Raw genomic sequence first — 21,219 nt, 5'->3', positions numbered from 1 at the left:
CGAGTGAATGCGCTGACCGACTGTATGCACACTGTTGGTGCGTATAGAGGGGTGAGTTGCACTCTCAGCACACAAACTTTGAGCGGTGGCGGGGTAGTGGATGGCCGCGATGGGCGTGTGGTTTGTAATCAAAAACATGTTTTTTAAAGATTTTTTAACAAAATGCTAGGTGACGGCTTGGTGTTTGCAGCTAATTAGGCATAAGGAACAATCGCGCATTGTATTGCGTTCATGAAAACCAATGGCAGCGAACAACCCCAATAAAGTCGTTAAAAAATAAGTAACCATTAAAAAATACGTTTGGCACCTTTGACGGTGCTCGCTGTGGCAACGACGTCCAGCCTGCTGATCGACCTTGCGCGTTTTGCGCAACAGGGTTAGCGGCCTGGACGTTTTTTTATGGACGTTTTTATGGACATCGTTGCAAAGCTTTCGAGGAGTCACCATGCACCAAGCCAAAACCACCTGCCCCTACTGTGGCGTCGGCTGTGGCGTAACGGCCACCGTTGACGACGCGGGTACGCTGAGCGCGGTGGAAGGCGACCGCGAACACCCCGCTAATTTCGGCCGGCTGTGCGTGAAAGGCTCAGCGTTGCACGAAACGCTGGGCGAGCAGGGTCGCCTGACCCGTCCGCGAGTGGATGGCGTTGAGGTCTCCTGGGAGGCCGCGCTGAGCACCATTGCCGAACGCTTAAACACGCTGCGGGCCGAGCATGGCAACCACAGCGTGGCGGCGTATCTTTCTGGGCAGTTGTTAACTGAAGATTACTACGTCGCCAATAAGCTATTTAAAGGCTTTTTGGGCACGCCGCATTTAGATACCAACTCGCGGCTGTGCATGGCCTCGGCGGTGGCGGGTTACAAACGCGCCTTCGGTGCAGATGCGGTGCCGTGCAACTACGAGGATCTGGAAGACGCGGAGCTGATCGTGCTAGTGGGCTCGAACCTGGCCTGGAATCACCCGGTGCTTTACCAGCGCATCAAAGTCGCCAAAGAGCGCAACCCGCTGATGCGTGTGGTGGTGGTCGACCCACGGGTGACAGATAGCTGCGAAATCGCGGATCTTTACCTAGGCATCAAGCCCGGTAGCGACGCGGTATTGTTCAACGGGCTGCTGGCGCAGATGGCGGCCAAGCGCAAACTCGATCACATTTACCTTGAGCGTCACACCCAAGGCCTCGACGAAGCGTTAAGTGCTGCCCAGCAAACGGCGGGTAGTGTCGCCGAGGTGGCGGCAGCCTGCGAGGTGGATGCCGAGCGCCTGGAAACCTTCTATTACTGGTTCGCAAGCCAGCTACACGTGGTGACGCTATATTCTCAAGGCGTCAATCAGTCTTCCAGTGGCACGGATAAGTGCAACGCGATCATCAATTGCCATTTGGCGGGCGGTAAAATTGGCCTGCCCGGGGCAGGGCCGTTCTCGATCACCGGCCAGCCCAATGCCATGGGTGGGCGCGAGGTGGGTGGTCTGGCCAACCAGCTTGCTGCACACATGGATTACGACACCCCCGGTGCGCAGGATCTAGTCAGTCGCTTTTGGGCCACTGACAATCTGGAGCCCTCGTTGCCGAACGGCCCCGGTTACAAAGCCGTTGAGCTGTTTGATGCCATCGAGCGTGGCGAAATTAAAGCGCTGTGGATAATGGCGACCAACCCGGCCATCAGCCTGCCCGATACTGCCCGCATCAGGGCCGCGCTAGAAAAATGCCCGTTGGTGATTGTCTCGGAGTGTGCCGCCGATACCGACCTACTGCCCTACGCCGATATCGTGCTGCCCGCTTCCGGTTGGTCCGAGAAAGACGGTACCGTGACCAATTCCGAGCGGCGCATCTCGCGCCAGCGCGGCATGCTGCCGCCGCCCGGCGAGGCGAAACACGACTGGCAGATTATCTGCGAACTCGCCAAACGGCTGGGCTTTAATGAGGCGTTCGATTATGCTCATCCCCACGAGATTTTTGACGAACATGCGCGGCTTTCCGGCTTTGAAAATAGCGGTGTGACTCAACGGCTGTTCGATATTTCGGGCCTGGTCGGGCTGGGTCTCGATGGCTACGACGCGCTTGCGCCAATTCAGTGGCCGGTCACAGCGGCTGCCCCGCATGGCACTGCTCGACTGTTTGAGGATGGCGAATTTGCCACTCTCGATGGCCGGGCCAGGCTGTTGCCGATTACCCCGCGTGGGCCGGAGAAAGCCCTTAGCGAGGCGTACCCACTGCGGCTTAATACCGGTCGGATTCGTGATCAGTGGCACACCATGACGCGCACCGCGCGCGCGCCTAGGTTGATGAACCATCGTGCTGAGCCCTTTATGGAAGTGCATCCGGAAGATGCCGCTCAGGCAGGCGTTAACGATCAGGCGCTTGGCGTCTTGACCGCTGCCACCGGCGAGTATCGCGCTAGGGTACGGGTATCCAATGCCCAGCGGCGCGGGGAAGTGTTCGTACCGATACACTGGACCGACCGCTTTACCGGCAACGCGCGCAGCAGCGCGCTGATCGAACGTATCACCGACCCTGTGTCAGGCCAGCCCGAAGCCAAACATGGCGCCGTGGCGCTCGCCCCCCTGGCAACCGCCTGGCAGGCGACACTCCTTGTCGCCGACGCCGCCATTGCCTCGTTACCTGCAATGCCCGACTGGTGCGAAAGCGACTATTGGGCGCGGATTCCGATGCGCGGCTGCCAGCGCTGGCAACTGGCCGATTGTGCTACCGTTAGCGACTGGTTTGCGCCGCTTGCCGAGTGGCTACCTGCCCCGGCATCGCTATGGAGTGAAGATGCCGCCACGGGCCGTCTGCGCGCGGCCGGTGTGGAAAACGGTCGGCTTACGTGGTGGTTGATGGTGGGGCCGCCCAATGAGCTCCCGGGGCTTGCCTGGTTGGAGGCGCGATTTAACGAAACCGCGATCAGCGATACTCATCGCCGTCGGTTGCTGGCCGGGTGCGACGACGGCGCGGTGGACAGCGGCCCAGTGGTTTGTAGTTGCCATCAAGTCGGCCAAACGGCGATTGTCGACGCCATCCTGCAGGGCGATACCAGCGTTGAGGCGCTCGGCGCACGCCTTGCTTGCGGCACCCAGTGCGGTAGCTGCATTCCCGAATTGAAATCGTTACTTGAAGAGGAGCGCCCCCATGCGCGCGCTAAGCAAATTCCAGCTTCTGAAGTGGTGTAATCCCCTGGCGCGGTTGGCAAGTTGGTTTGAGCTAACCAGGAATGCCAGCAGTGGCGTAGCCGCTCGTATTCCGCTGCGCGGCGACTGTCAGCGCGGCCACGTGTATCTGGTGGGGGCCGGCAGCGGCGATGCAGAGTTACTCACCCTCAAGGCTGCGCGTCTACTGCAACAGGCGGATGCCGTGGTGTACGACCGGCTGGTAGGCGACGACGTGCTGGCGATGATCCCCGCAGGCTGCGAGCGCTATTATGTAGGTAAGGCGAAAGGGCACCATAGCGTTCCCCAGGATGAGATCGGCGCGCTGATGGTGCGCCTTGTTCGCCAGGGAAAATCGATAGTGCGTCTCAAAGGCGGCGACCCCGGTATTTTCGGCCGCATGGGTGAAGAACTGGATGCGCTGGCGGCCGCGCAGATACCGGTCACCATCGTGCCTGGCATTACGGCCGCGTCATCTGCGGCGGCCTGCATGGGCATTCCGTTAACCGACCGTGGCCACGCCCAGCAGTTGCGCTTTGTCACCGCGCAGCTGTGCCGTGAAGACGGCACACCCGACTGGGCGGCCTTGGCGCGCCGCGACGAAACCCTGGTGTTTTACATGGGGCTTTCCAAGGTGGCGGCGATTTGCGCTGGCCTGCGCGAGGCGGGGCTGCCCGATGACTGGCCGATCATGCTGGTCGCCAACGCCAGCCAACCCGATCAGCAGTCGCTTGTCGGCAGTTTGGTCGATATGCCCCAGCGGTTGGCCGCTGAGCCGCTACCCTCGCCCTGCGTCATTATGGTGGGTAGCGTAGTGCAGCGCGTCGCGACAAGCCCGGCATCCACCGAGAACCAGGTGCACTATGCATGCCAGCACTGAACATTTCCCTGGGCCAATGCTCCGATAAAGGCCGTAAACCGAGCAATCAGGATTTTTATGGAGCTTATTTGCCCAGTGATGCCCAGCGACGTCACAAAGGCATCGCCGTTGCCCTGGCCGATGGCATCAGCAGCAGTGCGGTGAGCCGCGATGCAAGCGAAGCGGCAGTGGGCGGCTTCCTGTCTGATTACTACGCCACGCCGTCCACCTGGAGCGTGAAAAGCTCGGCGCAGCGGGTGCTGCAGGCCACCAATGCCTGGCTGTATGCGCAAACGCGGCAAAGCCAGTATCGCTACGACATGGATCGTGGCTATGTGTGTACCCTGAGCGCGATGATTATTAAATCGGCGACGGCTCACTTGTTCCATGTAGGCGACTGCCGCATCTACCAACTGGCAGGAAATACGCTTGAGCCACTGACCGAGGATCATCGCTTTTGGGCTTCGCGAGAAGTCAGCCACCTGAGCCGTGCGATGGGCGCAAGCCAACACCTGGAGCTGGATTATCGCGCCGTCTCGCTCAGCGAAGGCGATGTGTTTTTGCTGGCCAGCGACGGTGTTTACGAGTGGCTTTCCCCCCACGCTATGACGGCGCTTATCCAGGATAATACTGGTGACCTGGACGCGGCGGCAAAGGCATTAGTGGACGCCGCGCTAGCAAATGGCAGCGATGATAATCTGACCGCGCAACTGGTGCGTATTGAGACGTTGCCCGAGCGTGAGGCTGACGAGCTTTTCGATGCGCTGGGCACCTTGCCTCCACCGCCCGAGATGCGCGCGAATAGCGAGCTGGATGGTCTGCGGATTATCCGGCCGCTCCATGCCAGCGCCCGCAGCCACGTTTATTTGGCGCACGATCCGCAAACCAACCGGCATGTGGTGGTGAAAACCCTATCAACCGAGCTGGCCGAGGACCGTGCAAGCGTCGAGCGTTTTGTGCGAGAAGAGTGGATCGCTCGACGGCTTGATAATGCCCATGTGCTATCCGCGCCTGAGCAGCGAGGATCGCGGCGTTATCTGTATACCGTATGGGCGTATATTGAAGGTCAGACGTTGACTCAGTGGATGCGTGACCATCCTGACCCTGATTTGGCCGAAGTGCGCGGCATTATCGAGCAGGTGGCCAAAGGGCTGCGCGCCTTTCATCGGCTGGAAATGCTCCATCAGGACGTGCGTCCGGACAACATCATGATCGACCGTCACGGCACGGTCAGGCTGATTGATTTTGGCGCCACACGAATCGCGGGGATTGCCGAGGCCGCGGATGCTTCCGGCGAGGCTGACCCGATACTCGGCACCGCCCAATACACGGCACCGGAATATTTTCTGGGCGAGGGCGGCACTGAGCAGTCCGACTTGTACTCGCTGGCGGTGATTGCCTATCAGATGCTGGCCGGGACGCTGCCCTACGGCACCGAGGTGGCCAAAACCCGCACCCGAGCGGCCCAGCGCAAGCTTGCCTACCGCTCCGCGCTGAGCGAAAACCGTGAACTGCCCGTATGGGTGGATGAGGTGCTCAAAAAGGCGCTGCATCCCAACCCACAACAGCGCTATCCAGTGCTTTCAGAATTTATCTTCGAGCTGCGTACGCCAAGCCCGGGAACCCTGAAACAGTCGCGACCGCCGCTTTTAGAGCGCGATCCGGTGCGGTTTTGGCAATGGTTGTGCGTCCTGCTCGGCGTCATTATCGTGGCGCTGCTGACCAACATGTCTCAATAATACAGATTGCAACGCCATAGTGGGCGACTGCGGAACCATCAACGGTATCCCTCAGCCTGCAGTTGAAACAGCGTCGCATAGCGGCCTTTCGCCGCGAGCAGTTCGTCGTGGGTGCCGCGTTCAATGATCTTGCCCTGATCAATCACCAGGATAAGATCAGCGCTACGCACAGTGGAGAAACGGTGGGAGATTAATATGGCCATCTTGTCGCGACTGTGCTCGCGGAAGCGGGCGAAGACCGCGGCCTCTGCGGCGGCATCCATGGCGGCTGTAGGCTCGTCCAGCACGATGATATCGGCGTTCTCGCGCATATAGGCGCGGGAAAGGGCTATTTTTTGCCACTGGCCGCCGGAGAGTTCCTGGCCGTTTTTAAACCAGCGGCCAAGCTGGGTTTGATAGCCGCTTGCCATTCCCGCGATGAAGTCATCTGCCATGCCGTGACGCGCCGCCTGTTGCCAGCGCTGCTCGTCGTCGAACGCATGGGTATCACCCACCCCCAGATTTTCCCCCACCTGCAATTGGTAGCGTACGAAGTCCTGAAAAATCACTCCCGTGCGTTCGCGCAGCGCCTGTGTATCCCAATCACGCAGGTCGCTACCATCCAATAGGATTCGCCCTTGGGTGGGGTGGTAGAGCCGTGTTAATAGCTTGATCAGGGTTGTTTTACCTGAACCGTTTTCGCCCACCAAGGCCAGGCTTTGGCCGGGGGAAAGGTGCAACGAAATATCGTGCAGGACATCTTCGCCACCTGGGTAGGCAAAGCTAACGTGCTCAAAGCGCAGGCCATCACCGGGCAGTGCACCCTGGGTCAGCGTGCCGGTGTCAGCCTCAACTGGCTGTTCCAAGTATTCATACAGATTGGACAGGTAGAGGTTGTCTTCGTACATACCGCTAATCGCGGTCAGGCTGGCGGACAGCGCGGCCTGGCCCTGTTTGAAGACCATCAGATACATGGTCATTTGGCCCAGGGTGAGCGCCCCGGCAATGGTTTCAATCACCACCCAGGCGTAGGCAGCGTAAAAGGTCAAGGTGCCCAGCAACCCAAGTACGAAACCCCAGCTTTCGCGGCGCAGCGTGAGGCGACGTTCCTCGGCAAATAGCCGGGTGAAAATATCGCGATAGCGCTTAAGAAAGAGTCCTTCGAGGCCAAATAGCTTGACCTCTTTAATGCTGTCCTCCCGGGCGAGCACCGTTTCAAGGTATATCTGCATGCGCGTTTGCGGCGAACGCCAGCGAAACAGCCGGAATGCATCACCCGAGAATTTGGCTTCCGAGAGAAACACCGGCAGGGCACCGGCCACCAAAATCAGCAGCGCCCAGGGGGAAAACTGCACCAGCAGCACCCCGAAACTACCTAAAGAGATAGCGTTTTGCAGTAGCCCAAAGGTTTTATTAACCAACGCAAGCGGGCGCGTGGACGCTTCGCGTCGCGCTCGAGTAAGCTGGTCGTAAAGCTCAGAGTCTTCAAACTGGCTGAGCGACAGCTGGCCGGCTTTTTCCAGGATCATTACGTTGACCTTATGCCCCAGCAGCGCACGGAGTAACGCCTGCTGAGCCGAAAGGCCGCGCTGGGCGAGCGCAATAAGCGCGATAATCAACGCCTCAAAAGCGACGAGTTTTAATACAGGGAGGATAGTGGTGAGTAAGTCGGGGTTGCTGGCTTCGCGGTGGGTTTGCATCGCACTCACCACACCATCGACAATCAGTTGGCCAACCCAAGCCGCCACGGCGGGGAGCACCCCGGCGACCAGTGTGCATAATGCTAAGCCCAGCATCATCCAGCGTGAAGTTTCCCACACCAAGCTAAGCGCGCGGCGACTATAACGAAATACACCCAAAAAACCGCTTAGCGGTGAAGAAGAAGTCGTCTTAGACGATGGTGTTGATTCAGATGATGATGGCATAACTGGACAGGCGATAAACTAGCAAAAGAGGATCGCCATGATGCGGGGATTCACCGTGGATAGCCAGTTCAGCCAAGAAATACTCCACCATACACCAAGGCCCCGATGACCACAAAGGCGGGGTGCGTTTTGAAGCGAATCAGTGCAATAGCGGCAGCGGTACCGATAATTAAGGTGTGAATGGCGCCGCTGGAGTCGAGGCTCTCGAGTAAAAAACCTAAGGTGAGCCAAGCCATCATCATGGCGATCACCGGGCGTACCCATTGGCTCATGCGTTTAACGCGTGGGGACTCGCGGTGGCGGTATAAAAGCCCTAGCGCGCCCAGCATTAATAGCAAGGTCGGGATCACGGTAGCGGCTACCGCCACGCAAGCGCCGCCGATGCCGGCGACATCGTAGCCGATATACCCGGCCATTTTGGTCGCGATAGGGCTGGGCAAGGCGTTACCTAGCGCTAACGTTTCAGCGAAAGTTTGCGCGGTCATCCAGCCATAGCGACCCACTACTTCGGCCTCGATCAGCGGAATAATCGCCGGACCACCGCCGTAACCGATAATATTGGGGATAAAAAACGCGAGGAAAAGATCCCAATAGATCATACAGGCCCCTCAGCTTTTTTAGTGCCTGTGGGGCGTAATAGGGCAGTGACTAGAATGGCACCAATGACCCAACCCGGATGAACGCCGAGCCAGTAAATAAGACCGGCGGCGGCGATTGCCATGACGGCACTGGTCAGCCAGCCCAATACGGCTTTCGATTTATCAAAAAAGTCCCAGGTGAGTTGTGCCATCATCACCATGACAACAGGCACCACCGCTTGACCCATGCCGCGAATCCAGGCGACATCGCGGTAGCGGCTGAAGAGGCTTAACATGGCAATCATGGCGACGATCATGGGTAAGATGATGGCGATGACGGCGGCGATGCAGCCGGTTACTCCGCCCACCCGGTAACCGATGTAGCCGGGCATTTTGGTGGCGATGGGGCCGGGTAACGTATTGCCAATCGCCAGCACGTCGGCGAACTCCTCATCGGTGAGCCAGCGGTGGCGGGTAACGACCTCGGCACGTACTAGGGGGATCATGGCGGGACCGCCCCCGAACCCTAAAATGCCGACGCGGAAAAAAGCCCAGAACAGTTGCCAAGAGACAGCCGAGGGCTTCATGGGCGAGAGTCCCGTAGAGTCGGAAATGTGATACAGCGCATACCGGGCCCTTATTTATCGGTTGTTGGTTAAAAAATCGATTATTTTATATAAAATAGAATATAGGCGAGTGCCTCCCTGAGCGTCAACTCGAGCGAACGAAGGTAGGGGGCCAAGATGCAAAAAGGAACTGATATGAATCACCATGTTCAGCCAGTGATCGGTACGGCGTCCAGCCGGATTTACGAGACGTTGCGGCGAGATCTGGTGGGTGGGCAGTTTGTGGCCGGCGAGAAGCTGGCGATCAACGCCCTCAAAGAGCGTTATCATGTTGGCTTGAGCCCGCTGCGCGAGGCGTTGAACAAGCTGGCGGCCTACGGGCTGTTAGTCCAGGAAAATCAGCGGGGTTTCAGGGTGCCGAAGCTATCCCGCAGTGAGCTGGATGACATCGCCAATATGCGCCTTGAACTGGAAGGAATGGCGTTTGAACGTGCCATTCAGCACGGCGATGACGTCTGGGAAGCCGAGCTGCTTGCGGCGGCCCACCGCCTTAAACGCGCCGACACGACGCTGGATAAAGGCGAGGAGTGGGAGTCTTTGCACAGTCAGTTTCACCGCACACTCGTGGCCCCCTGCGGCTCCGTTTGGCTATTGCGCTTTATCGAGCAGCTGCACGATCAATTTGATCGCTATCGTCGCCTGGGCCCCAAAATGCCCACGGTAAGACAAACCCTCGATGAGCAACATCACGAACTGGTGGCGCTTGCCTTAAAACGGGATAGCAAAGCCGCCCGTGCGCTTATGGATGACCACATTCAAAAATCTTATCAGCTGGCGCTAAAGCGGTATCAGGAACACGCTTAATCCGCATGACGTGTAAACTGTCGGGCTGTCGGCGGTGATGGGCATCGGCGAACTACACGAGTGGCTTGGGAGCAGGCATGCAAGACGCAGATAAAACGGTCATCGCACAGACGCTGAATTGGGTAAGCCGCTTTATCGTGGCACACGATATATGCCCGTTTGCGGGTCGAGAAATGGCTCGGGAGACGGTGCGCGTTGAGGTCGTGCGCTCTAAAAAAATCGAGGTTGCACTCGAAGAGTTGATGGTCGAGGTTCATTGGTTAGACGAGCATCCCGAAACCGAAACCACGCTACTGGTGTTTCCCACGCTGTTTAAAAGCTTTGACCATTACCTGGATTTTGTTGAGCTGGCAGAAAGCATCTTGGTGGATCAAGGGTATGAAGGGATCTATCAGCTAGCTACATTTCATCCAGATTACTGCTTTGAAGACGCTGAACCCGCTAATTACACCAACCGCTCGCCCCACGCCATGGTGCATCTGCTGCGTGAGGAGAGCGTCGCTCAGGCGATTGACCATTATGGCGATACCGCGGCGATCCCCGAGCGCAATGTGGCCATGCTAAACGCCATGGGTAGTGAAGCCGTGGAACACTTGTGGCAACGCTGCTGTACTGTTGACGATTAAGGTTGATGAATGACGAGCCGGTGTTTGCCCTTTTCCTTAGCGGTATAAAGGGCCGCGTCGGCAAGTCGCATGACCTCTTCAATGTCTTGGCTATGCTCTGGCCACCAAGCCGCGCCCAGGCTACAGCTGACCGTGACCGCAGGATGTTCGGGTAGTGCCACCGGCTGAGTAATGGCCGTGATGACCCGCTGGCTAACATCGTGGGTCAGAGCCTCCAGCAGATGAGTAGGCGCTTGTAAGACCATGGCAAATTCATCACCGCCCCAACGAACGACCAAATCGTCAACCCTCAAAACGTCCTGCAGGCGCTGGGTAATATCAATCAGCAGCAGGTCGCCCGCGTGGTGACCTAACTCATCGTTTACCTGTTTAAAACCGTCCAAGTCGATATACACCAACGCGATACTCTGTTGTTGGCGTTGTGCCTCGGGCAAGGCATTTAATAGGTAGTGGTTAAGAAATGTGCGATTGGGTAGCCCCGTCAATGGATCGCTATTGGCGAGATCCTCCAGGTGGCGAATGGTGCGGTTTTGATCAAGCAAGCGTCCCACCATGTTGCGCATTGACGTGGAAAGGCGCTTTAGCTCGGGGGAGCCGGTTTCGAGAGGAATATCGCTGGGCGTTTGAGTAGTGTCATGGATGTTGTCCGCCGCGTGAGACAGCCGGGTCAACGGTGCCGTCAGCCGAGACGCCATCACCCAGCCGATCACCGCAAATATCAAGGCTAACAACACGCCGACACCGATGATGACGTATTGCAGGCGCTCCACCGGAGCAAACGCCTGCTCAATTGGCTGTCGGCTGACGGCCACCCAACCTAACCCAGGAAAATCCTCGTAGCCTTGGCTACGCGCCACGCCGGTCACGTAGCGCTGACCATCTGGCCACCGCTCAATTGTCCAGGTTGGCGAAGCGGTGGCTGACGTAACGAGTGGCGTGAGAGCGTTAATCGGTTGGCCGAGCATGTCATCGGGGCCTAGTAATACAGTACCGTCGGCTGATAACAGGAAGAGTTCGGTTCCTTGTCGACGTTGAGCGGGCGAGAACATTGCGCGTTGAATATAGGCGGCCCATTCCCAACTGAGGTGAACGGCGAGCACACCAAGGAACGTATCATCCTGGGTGTAAACGGGGGTGGCTATATCGACAAACTGTAGCGCTTCGCCGTAGGGGTTGGGAAGGCGCTGAGAAAGCAGGACGGCGTCATGGACATCGCCTATCCACATACCCTCGCGGCCGTTTTGAAATACGGGGCGTTCCGCAATCGATGCGCCTTCCAAAATGCCACCCGACGCGGCTTGGACTACTCCGTTAGGGTCGGTAAAGCCAATCCACGACACCACGTTATAGTTGTCCTGCAGTGTTTCCAACTGGGTTCGGAGTTGATTGTTATCGATGCCGGTGGTCAGTGCTTCAATGCCTAATAGCAGCTTTACCTCTTTTATGCGGGCATCCATGCTGCGGTCGAGTTTATCGACCATTTGATAGGCGGATTCTGCTGTGGATGCGCCGATATTGGCTTCTAGCTGGTCAGCTGAATGCCGGGCTGCCACCCAGCTAAGCAGCAGGGTGATGCCAAACACCAGCGCGACCGCCAGCAGGGTAAAGCGCGTGCGAAGTGAAATACGGCTAAGCCGCAACACGTGATCAGTCATCACCAACATCTCATTGAAGGGACGGGAATTATCCAGAATTGGTGACGTATACAACCACGATGGCAACCGGTGGGCAACCCAAGGCGAGGCTATTGACGCCGATAAGTTAAACGCTCGAAATTTAAAGGGCTTTATACATGACGTGGGTATCTACGTCGCCGTACTGAGCGTGACGGTATGCTCCCGGCACCGTGCCGACAATGGCAAACCCCAGCCGCTGCCAAAGTGCCACCGCCACGTCGTTAGTGCTCACGACGGCGTTGAACTGCATGGCGCAGAACCCCAGTTCGCGGGCTTGCTGCTGGGAGTGTTCGCACATTGCACGGGCCACGCCTTTTCCTCGAGCCGCATCTGCCACCATGTAGCCGCAGTTGCAGACATGATCACCGGGGCCGGCAGCGTTGGCCTTTAGATAATAGGTGCCGAGTATCCCCCCGGTTGCATCCTTAACTACGAAAGTCGTGCGGGGCGATATAAACCACAGGCGGTAGGCGTCGTCGCGGGTTATGTCCGGCTCAATCGCGTAGGTTTCCTGAGCGGCGACGATTTGCTGAAACGCTGGCCAAAACGTCTTAAAGTCAGCGTATGACATCGGGGTAAAAGTGAACGCAGACATCGTCTTGATTTCCTGGTGTGGCAGGTGAGCTAAACGGCAATAAAAGCGATAAGCCAATGCGGGGCTGCCTCAGGAGCCCCGCTGTGCTATGGCTGGCGATAATCTTATCTGATCACTTAGCCGCGTCGGCGACAATTTGGTAACTTCTCAGCCGGTCTTGATGGTCGTAGAAATCGCTGTTAATCATGAGCTCGTTGGCGCCTGTGCGCGCCTGGAAATCGGCTAGCTTGGCTTTTACCGTCTCGGGGCCGCCGATAATCGCCGCACCTAAAAACTGTTCAACTTGAGCGCGCTCCATGGGTGACCAATCTAACTGTTCCACTGGGGGCAGCGAGACCGTCGGCTTGCCGCGGATCAGATTGAGGAATTTCTGTTGGGCTGTGGTCGCCAAGTACTCGGCCATGGCGTCGCTTTCCGCGGCTATCACCGGCAACCCTACCGTGGCATGAGGGGCGTCCAAGTGGGCAGAGGGCTGGAAATTGTCACGGTACAGGCGTAACGCCTCAAACAGGTAGCCGGGCGCGAACTGGGCGGCAAAGGCAAACGGCAGGCCAAGCTTGGCGGCTAACTGCGCGCTAAAGCCACTCGATCCCAGCAGCCAAATAGGCACATGGGTTCCTTGGCCAGGAACGGCTTTTACCCGCTGGTGTGGTGTGGCCTCGGCAAGATAGCCGCGCAGCTCGTCTAACTGGGCGGGAAAGTCGTCCACCCCGGCACGGGCGTGGCGGCGCATGGCCTGCATCGTCGCGCCGTCTGAGCCCGGTGCCCGTCCAAGTCCCAGGTCGATGCGTCCTGGGTAGAGTGTTTCCAGCGTGCCAAATTGTTCGGCGACTACCAGCGGTGGATGATTGGGCAACATGATGCCGCCGCTACCCACGCGAATGTGCGAGGTTTGCCCCGCAATATGACCGATCAGCACTGCCGTGGCAGCGCTCGCGATGCCTTCAATGTTGTGGTGTTCGGCCAGCCAATAGCGGTGGTAGCCCAATTTTTCGGTAAACTGGGCAAGTGAAACGCTGTCTTGAAAGGTCTCCGCAGCGCTGCCGCCCTGACGAATAGGGGCGAGATCGAGTACGGATAGCGTGGTGGACGCGAGGTCGCTCATGCATCACCTGTTTAGCTGGAAAGTGAACGAGCTAAAGCGGCTGTGTGCCGCTTAAAATCATTAGCACGCTTGTTAATCATTTGATATGCGGCCAGCATTGATTAATTACAAGGCGGTGAGTCAGCCAAAACGCGTTATTCCAGCGGTGGGGTCGGGCGTATCAGAATTTCGTTAACGTCGACATTGGCCGGTTGCGCCAGCGCGTACACGACGGCATTGGCAATGTCGCGGTCTTGCAGCGCATGTTCGGGTGGTTCGTCGAAGAACGGTGTGTCGACCATGCCAGGTTCGATTAACGTCACCCGCATACCGGTGCCACGCAGTTCTTCGCGTAAGTTATAACCGATACCGGTCACCGCCCACTTAGTGGCACTGTACATAGAGCCGGGAATGGTCGCGCGTCCCGCCGCAGAGCCGGTGAGGAGCACATGGCCTTTGCTGCGTTTGAGTGCGGGTAAGCAGGCTTGAAGGGTAAGCCCTACGCCGTAAACATTGGTCAGAATCATGTCTTTCCAACGTTCGTGGTCGGCCTCACTAAAGCCCCCTGGTGTGCCGCCGCATCCAGCGTTGGCAAATACCGCATCAATGCGGCCAAAGGTTTCCAGCGCTTCATCGACCATGGCGCGCTGGTCTTCCATGCGGGTGACGTCCAACGCGCAGGTCAGCACATTCTCCGGCCCTAACTCATGGGCAAGCGCGGTGAGTTTGTCCGTTGAGCGAGCAGCCAATACAAGCTTATAACCTTCTGTGGACGCGGCACGAGCCGTGGCAGCACCGATCCCGCTCGAGGCCCCCGTGATAAGTAATACGCGATTATGCATCGTTTGCGCTTCCTGCCGATAACCATAAATGACCCCTTAGCATGGCTAACTGAGCGCAGTTATGCAAATCGTAAGCCTGCGAACGATTTGTGCGGGAGCGTTATTGGTTGGTTTCTTTACGTTTGAGTATGGGGGACAGGTCAAGAATCGACTGCGCCATGTCGGCCATGCTTTTGCTTTGATTCATCGAGGTGGTGCGCAGAAAGCGATAAGCTTCTTCTTCTGTCATTTCTTGGTGGGCCATGATCAGGCCTTTGGCCCGCTCGATCAGTTTGCGTTCGCGCAGCGCTTTACGGGTATTTTCCAGCTCGTCGCTAAGCCCCTGCAGGCGGCTTGATTGTGCCTGGGCAAGTTCTATCAGCGACCGACCCAGTGGCGAGTCAAGCGCATTGGCGGTCAAATCACCCAGTGGTTCGGTACTGCTCAACGCCAGCAGTTGCGCGCAAGGCGACAAGGCGTTGGCGCAGGGGTCGGCCTTGGCTTTTTCCAGTGCGGCATGGGCCTGATTAATCTTGCAATGGCAAAGCGCGGTGAGTTGATCGTTGAGCGCATCCTCCACGCGTTTAATGCTGTCGATGCGCAATGTGGTCAGCTCATACCAGGTTTCACCCAATGAATCCGACGTATCCGGGTGCGTGGCCCGCTGACAGGCAATATCCCGTAATTGGCCGATACCCGAGAGCGTGCGTGGCGACAACTCTTGCTCCCAGCGCTGCTGGGCTTCCGATGGGGCAAATTCCACAAAGGTATCAAAGCAGCGTTGCTGGTCGGTGATCAGTTGGGTAAGCAGCGAGCTGTGAGCATTGTCAAAATGCCCTTGGGTAAAGCCGAAGGCACCACAGGCGCGCTCCTGACCGGCCAGTTCCTTACCTTGCATCAAATGGAAAATGGCTACCAGAGTGCGGGTGATATCCGGATCGATGGCCGTATCGGCGGCTTCAAATACAATCGCCAGCAAGCCACTGGTTAATCGATTAAACGCTTGGGTGGCGGCGTCTGGTGTAATGGCGAACGTATCAATGGCGTGACGTAGCGCGCTAAGCTCGTCGAGCGCGTACCATACGTTGGCAATACGGCGTAGCAGGCGTGCGGCGGCCTGGGGGCGCGCTTCTTCGCCTAACGCTTCCAGGCGGCGGCGCATTAGCGCTTCGGCATCTTGGCTATGCTGCTGATACGTGGCGCGGCGTTGTTTGAAGCGGACGCCCTGAGACACTAAGAAAATCGTCGACGCCCCCCGCTCACGCTGCAACATGTGAATAAAGTGACTAATATCGCCGACAATTTCACAGGTGGTCGCGAGGTGGGTCAGGTTGTCGATATCGCATCGTTTGGCGGTTAACAGTAGCTGTTGAGCTGAAGACATAATGCGTTCCTTATGGCTCACCGCCGTATATTGCGCACGTCCAGGGACGTGCGCAGCAGGCGTCATTTAACGTAACGATAGGGCACCGGCCCCGGTATCGTCCCCCACCGCATCGCGATAGGCGATGGCCTCTTCGGCTTCCTGGGCATCGCTGAAGCGCACCAGCAAGACGCAGGAGGCCAGCGCCAGTACGGCAAGACCAAGGTAGAACAAACCCTGCTGATACGTCAGGCTTTCGCTACGGAACAGGAAGGCAGCGGACACCGCGCCGACGTTGCCGCCCGCGCCGACGATACCGGCCACCGCCCCCATGGCCTTTTTATTGATGAATGGAACCACGCCGTAGGTCGCCCCCTCGGCCATCTGCACAAACAGGCTAAAGACGAGCATGATACCAATGGCCAGGCTCAGAACGTGCATCTGTGAAAAGGCAATCAGTGCGATCCCTTCGCAAATCAGCGCCACCAATAGCCAGCGCACACGTCCCTTCAGGCCCCCCTGTTTGGCAAACAGATCGGAAAACATGCCGCCGAGGGTGCGCGCAAAAATATTCATCAGCCCAAACAGCCCGGCAATCAGACCGGCGGTGGCCAGCGTCAGCTCAAAATTATCGAAAAAGTAGATAGCGGCGATGTTATTGATCGTCAGCTCTACGCCAAAACAAATGCCATACACGACAAACAGAGCCCACACGCGAATATCTTTTGCCGCCACGGTAAAGCTTTGTAGAGCGCCGTGTTCGCCACTGGCGGGCGGTAGCTCGCCGCGAGCACGAAGCTCGTCAAAGTTGCCATCGGGGGCGTCTTGGGTAAACAGCCAATAGGCGATGCCGGTAAAGAACAGTACGACGCCCGGCACGACCATGGCCAACCGCCAGCCCAGCGCCTCGTTGACGCCGAGCATCAGCATACCGGCAAAGATCAGCGGCATCACGATCTGGGTGGTACCCCCGCCCAGGTTGCCCCAGCCCGCGCTGGTGGCGTTGGCCGTGCCGACCACGTTGGGCGCAAACATGATGGAAGTGTGGTACTGGGTAATCACGAACGACGCACCGATGGCGCCGATCGCCAGCCGCGCCATGAGGAAGGTCTCGAAGCTATCGGCCAGGCCAATGGCCATGACCGGGATCGAGCCGAGCAGCAGCAGCCCCGAATAGGTTTTGCGCGGCCCCAGGCGGTCACATAATACGCCAATCACCAGGCGCACGATGACGGTGATGGCGACCGAGGCAATGATCGTGTTGCCGATTTGCGTCTGGGTAAGCGCTAAGTCTTCACGCACCACCGCCATAAGCGGGGCAATGCCGAACCAGCCAAAGAAGCAGAGGTGGAAAGCAAACCAAGAAAAGTGAAACGCACGCATTTGCGGCGTGGAGAAATTGAGCAACCGAATGCGGTTGGCTTTGTTGCGAATATCCATGGGATGGCCTCACGGGTCTTGTTACGAGTTCAATACCCTGCGCAGCAATCACGCAGTGTCATCAGTTCACGAGAACATGCCTTCGTCATTGAAGGTCAGGTTCGACGCACTCGTACCCGGTTGGGCCTGGTCCACGCCTACTACCACTGGTTATGATTATGCAAAGTGGTTGCCATGGAAGACTTTTTTTATTTTTATCAGGTAATTACTTATAGGTGAGTGTTGGGTGCAGGTTTTTATGCAACGCCAATGCTGCATTGTTGGGCATTGGCGAACCCGGTTTGACTTATATTGGTGCTGAAGAAGGCGCCGGGCTGTCGTCCATGTAGACATCCTCGATATCCAGCGTGGAGTGCTCCCCCAATGCTGCAATGTTTTGCTCAAGCCAACGGTCGGTGGCAGCGCGTCCCTGTTCAAACAAATGGCACAGGAAGGGCCACTCGGCGTTAAGCTTGCTGGATACCGAAAGTTCTTGTAATGCCTTTTCGCCGCTGATGCGATGGAAGAGTGCCTGCGAGTAGCAGTTTTCGATGCCTTGGGCATCAAGCACCTGCTTGAGCATGGCGATCATGCGTACTTCTTTAATCAGCGCCGAGTTAAACGTGATCTCGTTGAGGCGGTTCATGATGGCCGACGCCGTGGTGGGGAGAGTGTCGCGACGAATGGGGTTGATCTGAACGAGTAGGATATCGCGTGCGCTACATTCTTCCATCAGCGGGAACAGGGCCGGGTTACCCATATAGCCGCCATCCCAATAAGCCTCTCCGTCAATTTCGACGGCTTGAAACACAAACGGCAGGCAGGCAGAGGCCATGACGGCATCAATACTCATCTCGTGGCGGCGAAACACGCGCTGTTTACCGGTGCGTACGTTGGTAGCCGTCACGAACAGCTTGAGCTGTTCGCAGCGACGCACTCGGTCAAAGTCGATCCGCTCGGCGACAATCTCACGCAGCGGGTTCACGTTGAGTGGATTGAACTGATAAGGCGAGACCAGACGGCTCATCAGATCCATGGCGATATAGCCCGGTGAGTGCTCAAGACTCCAGTTGCCGACCAGCTTATCCAGTGGCGTACGGCGGATTGGGCTTGCCATTCCTGCACGGCTAACGGCTTGCCAGAAATCGTGCAATGCCTGCCGGGCGGTTTCTTTATCGCCACGGGTTAGGGCATCGGCCATCACCACGCCGTTCATGGCGCCGGCACTGGTGCCGCTGATGCCCTCAATTTCGACCCTTGAGTCCGCTAGTAAACGGTCGATGACGCCCCAGGTGTAGGCGCCGTGAGAGCCGCCGCCCTGTAATGCTAAGTCTAACGATTTGGGTTGAACCATCGGTTTGCCTCCGTGCGGTTGGCGGTCAACAAACAGCCAAGTGGCTACCAGCATGGCACATTGGGGGCTGGAACCGTTATCTACCGGGCGATTCAGCTGTCATCCGGCCTACCACCCAACTAGTGACGCTGGGCGAGCGACGGCGCATTCGGGCAGTTAATCACCTGTGAGGTAGCTAACCACTCCTGGTCAGGGTAATACGCGAACACGTATTGGTCGTCTTTCAGGCTGTCGATCAAGGGGTAGGTCACGGCTTCGCGAACCGCCGGGCAGCCGTGGCTGCGCCCCAGCCGTCCCGTCTGGTCAATAAAGTCTTCGCTCACGTAGTCGGCACCGTGAATCACGATGGCCCGCTCAAAGGCGTTGTCGTTTACGTTGGCTTCTAATCCTTCCAGGCGCAGCGAGTAGCCATTGCGGCCGTAGTAACTATTCATTGTTTTAAACAGCCCAATGCTTGATTGGTGGCTGTTGGGAATGTTGGAAAAGGTCTCTGCTTTTGCATCCCCTGAGCCTTGCCCGTGAGACACTAACTCACGAAACATTAGTTCGTGCTGGGCTAGGTCAAATACCCACAGGCGGGGTTCTGTTGACGGCAGTGAATAATCAATGACCGCTAAGCGTTCGGCGTAAGGGTCGCGGCAGCTGAGCGCTTGGGCGGCGAGACGTAGCGCGTCGGGGCTGGCGCTAGGGGCTAGCTGGAGCAGTTGATGGTGTAACGGCAGAACGCCGTTAGGCGGTGTCGAATCAACGTGGCTAAAAAAGCTGTTGGCGTGGATCGGAAATGACAATAACGTCGCGGGTAGGCAAATAAGCCAAGCACGAAGCGAAAAAAGTGGCACCATATAAGTCCATCCTGACAAGTAGAACGCGGTGAAGCAGTCGCTAACCGACTACGATAACAAGGATGTACGCAGCATCATCGGAGCGACATAGTAACGCAAGGAGAGGGCAATGAACGAGCGGCAGCCATTAAGACGATGGGCGATAGGGGTGGCGCTTTGCCTGAGCGTGGGCATGGTTAGTAGCAGTGGGGCGGATACATCGCCACCGTTGCGGGAGGCGCTTCAGGCACGTTTGGCGGCAAGCGACCAGTCGTTGCCGATTGAGCGCTTCTACCAGCACCGTAACCATCAGCCTATATGGACTACCTCGGCGAGCGTGGAAGCGCTAGTGGAGGGGCTTAAGGAGCTTGAGCAAGACGGGATAAACCACGAAAATTATGCAGCGGCATCGCTAATGGAGTCGTTTGAACGTAGCCGGGCTGGGGGCGTTGCTGCACAGGCCGCGTTTGAGGCCCAGGCGAGTCAAACACTGTTGCAAGCGCTGGAGCATTTGAATCGCGGTCAGGTAAATCCTCGTCAGCTAACCGCTCAGTGGGATTCTGAGCGGCCTGCTCGCGGCTATTCCATGGCGCGGGTGGTCGACGCGATTAATCGGTTGGATATTTCGGCGGCGCTTGAGCAGGCGCGGCCTGACTCTTCGGCATATCGTCAGTTAAAGGCCGCGCTTGCCGATTTTCAATCGCGTGCGTCACAGTCAAGCGTGCCCGATTTAGTCAGTCGCAAGCAGTTGCTACGCCCCGGGGATCAGGATGATGATGTGCTAACACTTCGTCAGCGGCTAACCCGCTGGGGTGAACCGCATCTGTTGGCTGCCAATCCCGAGGCATATCCGCACATAGACGTTGAGGCGCCGGATCAACGCCAGTTTGACGCTCAGCTCGCGGCGGCCGTCAAACGTTTTCAGCGGCGTCATTTGCTTGAGGAAGATGGTGTGGTTGGCGATCAGACGCGTCGTGCGCTGAATGTTCCGCTCTCATCGCGGGTCGAACAGCTCAAGGTGAATCTTGAGCGTGCCCGGTGGATGGGGGCTCAGGGGGAGAATGCGCCGAGCGTGTGGGTAGACCTGGCCGGCTACCGGTTACATTACACTCGGCCTAGTGGAGAACACTGGCAGACTCGCGTGGTGGTGGGGACGCCGCGGCGGGCAACGCCGGTTATCGAGTCGGCAATTACCCATTTTACGTTAAACCCGAGCTGGACCATTCCGCCCACCATATTGCGCGAAGACGTGTTGCCTCGTGTCCGCGAGGATATTGGCTACCTTGCCGAGGAAAATATCCAGGTCATTGATTTTGATGGCAACCCTGTGGCGGCCGAAGACGTCGATTGGCAGCGCCCAGGCAGCATCATGTTGCGTCAGGTGGCGGGAAGCGCCAATCCCTTGGGTCGATTAGTGGTGCGTTTTCCCAACAGCCACATGATCTATCTACACGATACCCCGGCCAAGGGGCTCTTTCAGCGACCCCAGAGAGCGCTGAGTTCCGGCTGTATACGAGTGGAAGGCGTTACCCAGTTTGCTCAGCTGCTGCTTCAGGATACCGGCAGCTCTGCGCCGTTAATGCGGTTAATCGCCAGCGAGCAAAGTGATCGGCAATTGAGTTTGCCTCAGCGCGTACCGATAGCCTTGCATTATTTAACCGCGTGGCCAAACGCGGAGGGTGACGTTGAGTTTCGGCCGGACATCTATGGTTACGACCCGGATGTGGAAGCGGCGCTGCGTCAACCCGAGCGGCTGTCGGGTTAGCTGGCGGGCGGTGACTGAAGCAAAAAAGCGCCACACGAAG

17 protein-coding genes are annotated in these 21,219 nt (G+C 57.7%); 6 read left to right on the top strand and 11 right to left on the bottom strand.

What is annotated here, in order from left to right:
• Positions 1-445 precede the first annotated feature (445 nt).
• The 3 genes from BLR97_RS15155 to BLR97_RS15145 are packed head-to-tail and all read left to right on the top strand — an operon-like array spanning position 446 to position 5,743.
• Entirely contained in the window at positions 446-3,169 is a 2,724-nt protein-coding gene (locus tag BLR97_RS15155; RefSeq protein ID WP_089707366.1) for a nitrate reductase, read from the top strand.
• A complete protein-coding gene (gene cobA, locus BLR97_RS15150; RefSeq protein WP_089707365.1) occupies positions 3,129-4,025 on the top strand; it encodes a uroporphyrinogen-III C-methyltransferase in 897 nt (298 codons plus the stop codon). Before BLR97_RS15155 ends, cobA begins: the two co-directional genes overlap by 41 nt.
• Positions 4,013-5,743: a bifunctional protein-serine/threonine kinase/phosphatase gene (locus tag BLR97_RS15145; RefSeq protein ID WP_089707364.1), complete on the top strand. Its 1,731-nt coding sequence runs from the start codon at positions 4,013-4,015 to the stop codon at positions 5,741-5,743. Before cobA ends, BLR97_RS15145 begins: the two co-directional genes overlap by 13 nt.
• A gap of 38 nt (positions 5,744-5,781) precedes the next feature.
• Here the strand turns inward: BLR97_RS15145 and BLR97_RS15140 are convergent, their stop codons facing one another.
• The 3 genes from BLR97_RS15140 to BLR97_RS15130 form a co-directional block, all read right to left on the bottom strand.
• Positions 5,782-7,647: an ABC transporter ATP-binding protein gene (locus BLR97_RS15140; RefSeq protein WP_089707363.1), complete on the bottom strand. Its 1,866-nt coding sequence runs from the start codon at positions 7,645-7,647 to the stop codon at positions 5,782-5,784.
• 68 nt (positions 7,648-7,715) lie between these two features.
• Positions 7,716-8,246, bottom strand: a complete 531-nt coding sequence (locus BLR97_RS15135) for a chromate transporter (RefSeq protein WP_089707362.1) — start codon at positions 8,244-8,246, stop codon at positions 7,716-7,718.
• Complete coding sequence (locus BLR97_RS15130) at positions 8,243-8,812, bottom strand: chromate transporter (protein ID WP_089707361.1); 570 nt, start codon at positions 8,810-8,812, stop codon at positions 8,243-8,245. The genes BLR97_RS15135 and BLR97_RS15130 overlap by 4 nt, the downstream gene beginning before the upstream one ends.
• Before the next feature lie 174 nt (positions 8,813-8,986).
• Between BLR97_RS15130 and BLR97_RS15125 the strand changes: the two genes are divergently transcribed.
• Both BLR97_RS15125 and BLR97_RS15120 read left to right on the top strand, forming a co-directional pair.
• Positions 8,987-9,655: a GntR family transcriptional regulator gene (locus BLR97_RS15125; RefSeq protein ID WP_089707360.1), complete on the top strand. Its 669-nt coding sequence runs from the start codon at positions 8,987-8,989 to the stop codon at positions 9,653-9,655.
• Positions 9,656-9,732: 77 nt separating this feature from the next.
• Positions 9,733-10,281: a DUF1415 domain-containing protein gene (locus tag BLR97_RS15120; protein ID WP_089707359.1), complete on the top strand. Its 549-nt coding sequence runs from the start codon at positions 9,733-9,735 to the stop codon at positions 10,279-10,281.
• Here the strand turns inward: BLR97_RS15120 and BLR97_RS15115 are convergent.
• The 8 genes from BLR97_RS15115 to BLR97_RS15080 all read right to left on the bottom strand — a co-directional run bounded on the left by BLR97_RS15115 (position 10,278) and on the right by BLR97_RS15080 (position 19,435).
• Positions 10,278-11,936 (bottom strand): sensor domain-containing diguanylate cyclase, encoded by a 1,659-nt coding sequence (locus tag BLR97_RS15115; protein ID WP_089707358.1) that lies wholly within the window; start codon positions 11,934-11,936, stop codon positions 10,278-10,280. The genes BLR97_RS15120 and BLR97_RS15115 overlap by 4 nt on opposite strands.
• A gap of 121 nt (positions 11,937-12,057) precedes the next feature.
• A complete protein-coding gene (locus BLR97_RS15110) occupies positions 12,058-12,552 on the bottom strand; it encodes a GNAT family N-acetyltransferase (RefSeq protein ID WP_089707357.1) in 495 nt (164 codons plus the stop codon).
• Between the two features lie 112 nt (positions 12,553-12,664).
• Entirely contained in the window at positions 12,665-13,657 is a 993-nt protein-coding gene (locus tag BLR97_RS15105) for an LLM class flavin-dependent oxidoreductase (RefSeq protein WP_089707356.1), read from the bottom strand.
• 134 nt (positions 13,658-13,791) lie between these two features.
• Positions 13,792-14,478 carry an SDR family oxidoreductase gene (locus tag BLR97_RS15100; RefSeq protein WP_089707355.1) on the bottom strand — a complete coding sequence of 229 codons (687 nt, stop codon included), beginning with the start codon at positions 14,476-14,478 and terminating at the stop codon, positions 13,792-13,794.
• Between the two features lie 100 nt (positions 14,479-14,578).
• Positions 14,579-15,841, bottom strand: a complete 1,263-nt coding sequence (locus BLR97_RS15095) for a nitrate regulatory protein (RefSeq protein WP_089707354.1) — start codon at positions 15,839-15,841, stop codon at positions 14,579-14,581.
• A 66-nt stretch (positions 15,842-15,907) separates the two neighbouring features.
• The gene (locus tag BLR97_RS15090; protein ID WP_089707353.1) at positions 15,908-17,260 is read right to left on the bottom strand and encodes a NarK family nitrate/nitrite MFS transporter; all 1,353 of its coding nucleotides are present in this window, start codon (positions 17,258-17,260) and stop codon (positions 15,908-15,910) included.
• Positions 17,261-17,546: 286 nt separating this feature from the next.
• A complete protein-coding gene (locus tag BLR97_RS15085) occupies positions 17,547-18,593 on the bottom strand; it encodes a patatin-like phospholipase family protein (RefSeq protein ID WP_089707352.1) in 1,047 nt (348 codons plus the stop codon).
• A gap of 119 nt (positions 18,594-18,712) precedes the next feature.
• Positions 18,713-19,435: a murein L,D-transpeptidase catalytic domain family protein gene (locus BLR97_RS15080; protein WP_089707351.1), complete on the bottom strand. Its 723-nt coding sequence runs from the start codon at positions 19,433-19,435 to the stop codon at positions 18,713-18,715.
• A gap of 109 nt (positions 19,436-19,544) precedes the next feature.
• On the opposite strand from BLR97_RS15080, the gene BLR97_RS15075 reads away from it, so the two are divergent.
• The gene (locus BLR97_RS15075; protein WP_089707350.1) at positions 19,545-21,179 is read left to right on the top strand and encodes a L,D-transpeptidase family protein; all 1,635 of its coding nucleotides are present in this window, start codon (positions 19,545-19,547) and stop codon (positions 21,177-21,179) included.
• The last annotated feature ends 40 nt before the right edge of the window (positions 21,180-21,219 follow it).

This window comes from Vreelandella arcis, from assembly GCF_900103865.1.
Lineage (GTDB): Bacteria > Pseudomonadota > Gammaproteobacteria > Pseudomonadales > Halomonadaceae > Vreelandella > Vreelandella arcis.
This window is presented reverse-complemented; position numbering and strand designations above follow the sequence as displayed.

Excerpts from the sequence above, each read along its gene's own strand:
- BLR97_RS15155 (WP_089707366.1), top strand. The coding sequence starts at position 446 with ATGCACCAAGCCAAAACCACCTGCCCCTACTGTGGCGTCGGCTGTGGC.
- cobA (WP_089707365.1), top strand. The coding sequence starts at position 3,129 with ATGCGCGCGCTAAGCAAATTCCAGCTTCTGAAGTGGTGTAATCCCCTG.
- BLR97_RS15145 (WP_089707364.1), top strand. The coding sequence starts at position 4,013 with ATGCCAGCACTGAACATTTCCCTGGGCCAATGCTCCGATAAAGGCCGT.
- BLR97_RS15140 (WP_089707363.1), bottom strand. The coding sequence starts at position 7,647 with ATGCCATCATCATCTGAATCAACACCATCGTCTAAGACGACTTCTTCT.
- BLR97_RS15135 (WP_089707362.1), bottom strand. The coding sequence starts at position 8,246 with ATGATCTATTGGGATCTTTTCCTCGCGTTTTTTATCCCCAATATTATC.
- BLR97_RS15130 (WP_089707361.1), bottom strand. The coding sequence starts at position 8,812 with ATGAAGCCCTCGGCTGTCTCTTGGCAACTGTTCTGGGCTTTTTTCCGC.
- BLR97_RS15125 (WP_089707360.1), top strand. The coding sequence starts at position 8,987 with ATGAATCACCATGTTCAGCCAGTGATCGGTACGGCGTCCAGCCGGATT.
- BLR97_RS15120 (WP_089707359.1), top strand. The coding sequence starts at position 9,733 with ATGCAAGACGCAGATAAAACGGTCATCGCACAGACGCTGAATTGGGTA.
- BLR97_RS15115 (WP_089707358.1), bottom strand. The coding sequence starts at position 11,936 with ATGACTGATCACGTGTTGCGGCTTAGCCGTATTTCACTTCGCACGCGC.
- BLR97_RS15110 (WP_089707357.1), bottom strand. The coding sequence starts at position 12,552 with ATGTCTGCGTTCACTTTTACCCCGATGTCATACGCTGACTTTAAGACG.
- BLR97_RS15105 (WP_089707356.1), bottom strand. The coding sequence starts at position 13,657 with ATGAGCGACCTCGCGTCCACCACGCTATCCGTACTCGATCTCGCCCCT.
- BLR97_RS15100 (WP_089707355.1), bottom strand. The coding sequence starts at position 14,478 with ATGCATAATCGCGTATTACTTATCACGGGGGCCTCGAGCGGGATCGGT.
- BLR97_RS15095 (WP_089707354.1), bottom strand. The coding sequence starts at position 15,841 with ATGTCTTCAGCTCAACAGCTACTGTTAACCGCCAAACGATGCGATATC.
- BLR97_RS15090 (WP_089707353.1), bottom strand. The coding sequence starts at position 17,260 with ATGGATATTCGCAACAAAGCCAACCGCATTCGGTTGCTCAATTTCTCC.
- BLR97_RS15085 (WP_089707352.1), bottom strand. The coding sequence starts at position 18,593 with ATGGTTCAACCCAAATCGTTAGACTTAGCATTACAGGGCGGCGGCTCT.
- BLR97_RS15080 (WP_089707351.1), bottom strand. The coding sequence starts at position 19,435 with ATGGTGCCACTTTTTTCGCTTCGTGCTTGGCTTATTTGCCTACCCGCG.
- BLR97_RS15075 (WP_089707350.1), top strand. The coding sequence starts at position 19,545 with ATGAACGAGCGGCAGCCATTAAGACGATGGGCGATAGGGGTGGCGCTT.